This window comes from Dactylosporangium sp. NPDC005572 (assembly GCF_040605515.1).
Taxonomy (GTDB): Bacteria; Actinomycetota; Actinomycetes; order Mycobacteriales; family Micromonosporaceae; genus Dactylosporangium.
Genome location: NZ_JBEXCY010000396.1, coordinates 1 through 4,502, shown reverse-complemented (window position 1 = coordinate 4,502; position 4,502 = coordinate 1). Strand labels below are relative to the sequence as shown.

General features: G+C 75.8%; 4 protein-coding genes and 1 pseudogene. All 5 read left to right on the top strand.

The window, feature by feature from the left end; translation table 11 throughout:
• Positions 1-779, top strand: a 779-nt coding sequence (locus tag ABZS66_RS60700) for a metallophosphoesterase (RefSeq protein ID WP_354773948.1), incomplete at its 5' end; no start/stop codon positions are given.
• 85 nt (positions 780-864) lie between these two features.
• Complete coding sequence (locus tag ABZS66_RS60695) at positions 865-1,458, top strand: sigma-70 family RNA polymerase sigma factor (RefSeq protein ID WP_354773946.1); 594 nt, start codon at positions 865-867, stop codon at positions 1,456-1,458.
• Positions 1,455-1,913 carry a hypothetical protein gene (locus ABZS66_RS60690; RefSeq protein WP_354773944.1) on the top strand — a complete coding sequence of 153 codons (459 nt, stop codon included), beginning with the start codon at positions 1,455-1,457 and terminating at the stop codon, positions 1,911-1,913. The genes ABZS66_RS60695 and ABZS66_RS60690 overlap by 4 nt, the downstream gene beginning before the upstream one ends.
• Positions 1,914-1,936: 23 nt before the next feature.
• Positions 1,937-3,481, top strand: coding sequence for a S8 family serine peptidase (locus ABZS66_RS60685; RefSeq protein ID WP_354773942.1), 1,545 nt, complete (start codon positions 1,937-1,939; stop codon positions 3,479-3,481).
• Between the two features lie 33 nt (positions 3,482-3,514).
• A pseudogene (locus ABZS66_RS60680) lies at positions 3,515-4,502 on the top strand (hypothetical protein); the annotation flags it as partial.

Sequence of the window (4,502 nt, the reverse complement as noted above, 5' to 3'; positions counted from 1 at the left end):
CGGCGATCACCGCCGGGCTCGCCGCCGCGGCCGTCACCGGCGCCGGGATGGCGAGCGCGCTCGGGCCGCCCCGCACCCGGCGGGTCCAGATCCCCCTCGCCCGGCTCCCCCGCCGCCTGGACGGGTTCAGGATCGCGCTGGTCTCCGACATCCACCTCGGCCCGCTGCGCGGCCGGAGCCACACCGAACGGGTCGTGCGGGCGGTCGACGCGCTCGGCGCCGACGTGGTCGCGATCGTCGGTGATCTTGTCGACGGTACCGTGGACACCCTCGGATCCGCCGTGGAACCGCTGCGCGACCTGCGCAACGCCTACTTCGTCACCGGCAACCACGAGTACTTCTCGGGCCACGAGGCCTGGATCGAGGAGGTCGGCGAGCTGGGCCTGCGGGTCCTGCGCAACGAGCGGGTCGAGCTGGACGAGTTGTACCTCGCCGGCGTCAACGACGCCACCGGCGGCACGGTCGGCGATCCGCCCGACTACGACCGCGCGCTCGGCGGCCGCGACCCGGCCCGGCCCACCGTCCTGCTCGCCCACCAGCCGGTCCAGGCCGTCGAGGCGGCCCGGCGGGGCGTCGGCCTGCAGCTGTCCGGGCACACGCACGGCGGGCAGCTGTGGCCGTTCGGTCGCGTCGTGGCGGCGTCGCAGCCGATCGTGAGCGGGCTGGGGACGGTCGGGGGGATGCCGGTCTTCGTGACGAACGGCGCCGGCTTCTGGGGACCACCCGTCCGGGTCGGCGCGCCGCCCGACGTCACCCTCGTGGAGCTGCGCGCGCCGTAAAAAATCCTGGCCGGCGCGTATCAGGCCGCCCCGCGCTCCCTCTTGAAGGTAAAACTCCAGGTCGGGCGCGCAGGAGGAGGACCGGATGACGGTGCCGGCGGCGGACAGCGCCACCCCGTGGGTCGACGCCACCGACGCGTTCGTCGCGTGGCGCGACGACGGCGACCCGGCCGGCCTCGACCGGCTCGTCCGCCTGCTCACCCCGGCGCTGTGGCAGATCGTGCGCGGCTACGGCCTGGACCGCGACTCGGCCGAGGACACCATCCAGTCGACCTGGCTGGCGCTGGTGCGCGGCGCCGGCCGGATCCGCGAGCCGGAGGCCGTGTGGCGGTGGATCACGCTCACCGCCCGGCGCGAGGCGTGGCGGGTGGCCGGCCAGGGCCGCCACGAGCAGCCGGTTGAGATGTCCACAGTGGACGACCTGACGCCGCCGGCCGCCGGGCCGGAGCCGGAGGTGCTCACCGGCGACGAGGCGCGGCGGCTGTGGCGGCACGTGGCGACGCTGCCGGACCGCTGCCGCCGGCTGCTGCGGATCATCGCGTTCGCCGACCGGCCGGGCTACGCGACGCTGTCGGCGGAGCTCGCGATGCCGGTCGGCGCGATCGGCCCGACCCGCAGCCGCTGCCTGGACAAGCTGCGCCGCCGGCTCGACGACGACCCCGAATGGAGCACACCATGACCCCCGCCGAACAGCTGCTGATGGACCGGCTCCGGGGGATGTGGCAGCGGCTCGACCCGATCCCCGGCGACCTCGCCGAGCGGGTGCTGTTCCGGCTCGCGCTGGAGGACCTCGACGTCGAGGTCATGGCCCTGCAGCGGATGCCGGCCGGCGCCGGGGCCCGGGGCACCGGTGCCGCGGAGCGCGCCTCGACCATCTCGTTCACGTCCTCGGAGCTGACGGTCATGGTGACCGTCTCCGCCGACGGCCGGCACCGGCGCCTCGACGGCTGGCTGACCCCGGCCGCGGCGCTGCGCGTCCAGCTGCACACCCGCGACGTCGTCCACGAGGCCGACGCCGACGACGACGGCCGCTTCGCGTTCGGCCGCATCCCCGAGGGGCTCGTCCACCTGGTCGTCGAGCCCGCGGCGACCCGGCTGGGCCGCCCCGTGATCACGCCCGCGTTCACCCTGTAACCACCGTATTGGAGTGCAGGCACATGGTGCAGTTCCACCGTGACCACCCCCAGGACCGCCCCCGCGGCGACATCGACCCGGTGTTCCCCTCCGCCGGGCGCCTCGCCCGCGGCGGCGCCCGGGTGCTCGACCCGGTGACCGCGACGCGGCTGCCGGACCAGGTCATCCGCCCGGCCGTGTACGCCGGCGACCAGCTGCTGGTCGCGGCCGGCAACCCGGTCGCCCGGCAGCTCGTCCAGGCCGCCGCGGCCGACCTCGGCCTGGCGACCGTGCCGGTCGAGACCGCCGGCCCGAGCGGCACGGCGCTGCTGCGGTTCGTGCCGCAGTCGGCGGCGACGGTCGACGCCTGGCAGGTCCGCCAGCGCGCCGCGGCCCTGGCCGACGGCGTCGAGCAGCGCGAGGCGCTGCGCGACATCCAGCTCAACCACCTGCTGTTCGTCGGCCGGCAGAACGTGCCGCTGCCGTACGACTCGCCCCAGCCGTACGACTCGCCGCAGCCCTACGGCGAGGAGGGCCTCTACGCCGACCTCGCCTACGCCGGCCCGCGCCCGGTCGCCCTCACCATCGCGCCGCCGGCCCGCCAGTCCGTGCCGAAGGGCCACCGGCGGCCGGTCGTCGCGGTGATCGACACCGGCTGCGGCCCGCATCCGTGGCTCGACAAGATCGTGACGCACCGGACCCTGCAGCGGCGCCCGAACCGGCCGGCGCCGGAGGAGATCAACCCACTCGGCGAGTACTTCGGCGACATCAGCGGCCCGCTCGACGGCCGCCGCGACCCGCTCGCCGGGCACGGCACGTTCATCTGCGGGCTGATCCACATGGCCTGCCCCGACGCCGACATCCTGTCGCTGCCGATCGTGCGGTCCAACGGGTTCATCGCCGAGCACGACCTGATCCTGGCGCTGGAGGAGCTGGCCATCCTGATGGACCAGGGCCAGCGCATCGACGTCGTCTCGATCTCCATGGGGTACTACCACGAGTCCGCGAAGGACGCGACCGACTGGGATCCGCTGGTCCTGGCGCCGATCCGCGAGCTGAGCCGGCGCGGCGTCGTCGTGGTCGCGGCGGCCGGCAACGACGGCACGACCCGGGAGATGTACCCCGCCGCGTTCGCCGGTCAGCAGTGGGCCAAGCCGACCTGCCCCCAGGACGAGCCGTCGCTGCTGGTCAGCACCGGCGCGCTGAACCCCGACGGCCGCTCGGTGGCGCTGTTCAGCAACGGCGGCCCGTGGGTCATCGCCTGGCAGCGCGGCGCGGCGGTGGTGAGCACGATGCCGACCACGCTGCAGAACAGCCTGCAGTCCGCGGTGCGCACGCTCGACCCGTCCGGGCAGCCGCGCTCGACCGTCGACGGGGACTCCTTCAGGTCGGGCTTCGCGGTCGCCTCCGGTACCTCGTACGCGACCCCGGTCATGGCCGGCCGCATCGCCGCCGCGCTGCTGCACCTGGACCGCAGCGGCATCCGGCGGCTCGGCGACAAGAGCCCGAAGGGGCAGGCGGCGCTGCGCAAGACGGTACCGATCGTGCTGAAATGGGCGCCGTACCCGTTCTTGAGCCCCGATGCTTGACCCGTCGCCACCGCGGGCCACCACAATGGCACCGTGGGTGGCGTCACGGCCGCGGAACTGCATCAGCGCGCGCAGACGGAGACCGAGCGGGGCCGGCACGCCGCGGCCCGCCGGCTGCTGCACCGGGCGCTGGCGCTGGACGCCACCCCCGAGGAGCTCGCCGGCGTCCTGATCACCCTCGCCTACCACGAGGCCGAGCGCCGCGGGCCGGCCGCGGGCATCGAGCTGCTCGACCGCACCGATGCCCTGCCCGGCCTGCCGCGCCGGCTGCGCGGCCGGGCGGCCAGCCAGCGCGGCCTGCTGTTGCAGCGGGCCGGGCTGCTGGCCGAGGCGGCGGCCGTGTTCGACCGGGCGGTGGGCCTGCTCGACGAGGACGAGCCGGAGATCCTCTGCCGCAACCTGATCAACCGCGGCCTGGTCCACATGCGCCGGGGCCGCCACGCGGCGGCCCGGGCCGACTTCGCCCGCTGCGCCGACCTGGCCCGCCGGCACGGCCTGGAGGTCATCGCGGCGAAGGCGGCGCACAACCACGGCTACCTGTGCATGCTCTCCGGCGACCTGCCGACGGCGCTGCGTGTGATGGACGGCGTGCGCCACCTGCTGTCGAGCCAGTCCCGGGTGTTCGCCGGCGTCTACCACGCCGACCGCGCCCAGGTCCTGGTCGCCGCGGGCCTGTTCGGCGACGCCGACCGCGACCTGTCCCGGGCGGCGGAGCTGTTCGCCGCGGACAGCCGCCGCCAGGACCTGGCCGAGGCCGAGCTGAGCCGGGCCGAGCTGGCCCTGCTCGAGGAGCGCTGGCCGGACGCCCGGTCGCTGGCCGCCCGCGCCCGCCGCCGCTTCACCGGCCGCGGCGCGACCGGCTGGGCCCTGCTCGCCACCCACGTGGGCCTGGCGGCGGCGATCGGCGAGGGCCGCACCCGCGGCGCCGCGACCCGGGCGCTGGCACTGGCCGACCAGCTGTCCGCCGAGGGCCTGACCGACGAGGCCCGCCGCGCCCGCCTGACGGCGGCCACGGCCCTCC